Origin of the sequence: Roseateles sp., from assembly GCF_031397715.1 — a bacterium.
Classification (GTDB): domain Bacteria; phylum Pseudomonadota; class Gammaproteobacteria; order Burkholderiales; family Burkholderiaceae_C; genus Paucibacter_A.
The window spans coordinates 1-2333 of the sequence record NZ_JANNMI010000163.1 but is presented as its reverse complement, the minus strand read 5'-3'; the positions used below and the strand labels follow the sequence as shown (position 1 = coordinate 2333).

Below are 2333 nucleotides of genomic sequence, written 5' to 3'. Positions count from 1 at the left end.
GCAGGGCTGTCGTCTTGTGGGTGTTCCCGAGGCCGGCAGTGAACTTCGAAAGGGCTGATATGTACGCGGTCATAAAAACCGGTGGTAAGCAATACAAGGTTGTTGCCGGCGAAAAGATCAAAATAGAACAGATTGCTGCGGATGTTGGCCAAGAGATTGTGATCGACCAAGTTCTCGCCGTTGGTAGCGGCGCGGATCTAAAGGTTGGCACTCCCTTGGTTGCTGGCGCAAGCGTCAATGCCACTGTTGTGGCTCACGGTAAGCACGACAAAGTACGCATCTTCAAGATGCGTCGTCGTAAGCACTACAAAAAGAGTCAAGGCCATCGCCAGACGTACACCGAGCTGTTGATCAGCACGGTGAACGGCTGATCGAGCGCTGACTTTTTAGCCAACAGTTCAAGGAGATAATCCATGGCACAGAAAAAGGGCGGCGGTTCAACACGAAACGGCCGCGACTCCAAACCTAAGATGCTCGGTGTGAAGGCCTATGGCGGCCAGACCATCTCGGCAGGTTCCATCATCGTGCGTCAGCGCGGCACCAAGTTCCATCCCGGCACCAATGTCGGTATCGGCAAGGACCACACGTTGTTCGCCTTGATCGACGGCCAAGTGTCGTTCGCGATCAAGGGTGAGAAGAGCCGTCAGACGGTTTTTGTCACCGCTGTCTAAATCAGACAGCCGATGAGCACCGCAAGCGGAGGGCAGCAGCCGACCGCTTGCAGCAGGTGACGCAAAAGCCCCGCCTAGCCGGGGCTTTTGCTTTTTGAGGCTGCAGCAGGGCCCGTGTCAGTCCACTCGGATGGCCGCCGCTTTGCTTTAACATCAGCCTCAAAGGGCGCAAAAGCATTATGAAGTTCATAGACGAAGCCACCATCGACATCGTGGCCGGCAATGGTGGTGCCGGCTGTGCAAGCTTTCGGCGCGAAAAGTTCATCCCGTTTGGCGGGCCGGACGGCGGCGATGGCGGCAGGGGTGGCAGCGTCTTTGCCGTGGCCGACAGCAATCTCAATACGCTGATTGATTACCGCTATGCGCGCCGCCACGAGGCCCGGAACGGCGAGGCCGGACGGGGCTCCGACCAATACGGCGCGGCGTCCGATGACATCATTCTGCGCATGCCGGTCGGCACCATCGTCAAGGATTTGGAGACCGATACCGTGATCGCCGAGCTGATCGAGCCGGGCGAGAAGATTTTGCTGGTCAAGGGCGGTGACGGCGGTTTCGGCAATTTGCATTTCAAGACCAGCACCAACCGCGCCCCGCGTCAAAAGACGGCAGGCTGGCCCGGCGAGGCCAAAAAGGTCAAGCTGGAGCTGCGCGTGCTGGCCGATGTTGGCTTGCTGGGTCAACCCAATGCCGGCAAGTCCACGCTGATCACGGCGATCTCCAACGCCCGCCCCAAGATCGCCGACTACCCGTTCACGACGCTGTACCCGAATCTGGGTGTGGTGCGTGTGGCGCCGGAGAAGAGTTTCGTCGTCGCCGATATTCCCGGCTTGATTGAGGGTGCCTCAGAAGGTGCCGGCCTGGGTCATCAGTTCCTGCGTCATTTGCAGCGTACAAGGCTGCTCTTGCATGTGGTCGATCTGGCGCCGTTTGATCCGGCTGTTGACCCGGTGGTCGAGGCCAAAGCCATCGTCAACGAGCTGAAGAAGTACGACGAGGAGTTGTACAACAAGCCGCGTTGGTTGGTGCTGAACAAGCTGGACATGGTGCCCGAGGATGAGCGCGCCAAGCGCGTCAAGGACTTCGTCAAACGCTACAAGTGGAAGGGCCCGGTGTTTGAGATCTCGGCCCTCACGCGCGACGGCTGCCAGCCGCTGATCCACGCCATTTATGACCATGTGGCCACGGCGCAGCGGGTGATTGTCGAGATTGATCCGCGTTTCCCTGAAGGGAAGCCCGCTAGCGCGGCACCTGCCGACGAAGCGGAATGAGCCGCGCGCTCGCGGGCGCTCGCCGCATCGTCGTCAAGGTCGGCTCCAGCTTGGTGACCAATGAAGGTCGCGGCGTCGATGCCGACGCGATCGGCAATTGGTGCCGTCAGCTCGCCGCGTTAGCAAGTGATGGCCGCGAGTTGGTGATGGTGTCCAGCGGCGCCATCGCCGAGGGCATGAAGCGCTTGGGCTGGGCCGTGCGCCCCAAAGAGTTGCATGAGCTGCAAGCCGCTGCGGCGGTGGGCCAGATGGGCTTGGCTCAGATGTACGAGAGCAAGCTGCGCGAGCACGGCATGGGCAGTGCGCAAGTGCTGCTGACGCATGCCGACCTAGCCGACCGCGAGCGCTATCTAAATGCACGCTCGACCCTCTTGACCCTGCTGCAGCACCGCGT

General features: G+C 60.4%; 3 protein-coding genes and 1 pseudogene. All 4 read left to right on the top strand.

Annotated elements, in window-relative coordinates; translation table 11 throughout:
- Positions 1 to 59 precede the first annotated feature (59 nt).
- Entirely contained in the window at positions 60 to 371 is a 312-nt protein-coding gene (rplU, locus tag RMO57_RS07095; RefSeq protein WP_310385369.1) for a 50S ribosomal protein L21, read from the top strand.
- 42 nt (positions 372 to 413) lie between these two features.
- The gene (rpmA, locus tag RMO57_RS07090; protein WP_310385368.1) at positions 414 to 671 is read left to right on the top strand and encodes a 50S ribosomal protein L27; all 258 of its coding nucleotides are present in this window, start codon (positions 414 to 416) and stop codon (positions 669 to 671) included.
- 179 nt (positions 672 to 850) lie between these two features.
- Positions 851 to 1939, top strand: coding sequence for an Obg family GTPase CgtA (gene cgtA, locus RMO57_RS07085; protein ID WP_310385367.1), 1089 nt, complete (start codon positions 851 to 853; stop codon positions 1937 to 1939).
- Positions 1936 to 2333: pseudogene (locus tag RMO57_RS07080) on the top strand (glutamate 5-kinase); the annotation flags it as partial. The gene cgtA and the pseudogene RMO57_RS07080, both read left to right, overlap by 4 nt.